Origin of the sequence: Mesorhizobium sp. M2E.F.Ca.ET.209.01.1.1 (genome assembly GCF_004010375.2) — a bacterium.
GTDB lineage: Bacteria > Pseudomonadota > Alphaproteobacteria > Rhizobiales > Rhizobiaceae > Mesorhizobium.
Map to the genome: position 1 here is coordinate 1 of NZ_SADP02000584.1, position 346 is coordinate 346.

A 346-nucleotide genomic window follows, 5' to 3' on the forward strand; every position below is an offset into this window, starting at 1 on the left:
CGGGTGACGGCCATGCCGGCCGGTGTCGCCTGGGCGGCTGCGGCAGCGCTGCTTGCGCTCGTTTTGGTGCAGTCCTTCGAACAACCAGGCGGCAAGGGTAACGACTTCGAGGTGGCCGGCACCCAGGACGACCTGGCGAAGCTGCCCTTCGCCCTGGTCAAGTTCAAGGCTGACGCCAAGATGTCGGATATCACCAGCTTCCTCGGCCAGAACGGGCTGAAGATCGCGGGCGGGCCGACCGCCGATGGCGTCTTTCACCTGACGATCCCGGCCAGCACCGCGGCCGACTACGACAAGATAGTCGGCCTCGTTGCCGCCCAGCCTTTCGCGGATGCTGTGATCCAGG

General features: G+C 66.2%; 1 pseudogene. It reads left to right on the forward strand.

What is annotated here, in order from left to right:
* Positions 1-346, forward strand: a pseudogene (locus tag EN852_RS37005) (anti-sigma factor); the annotation flags it as partial.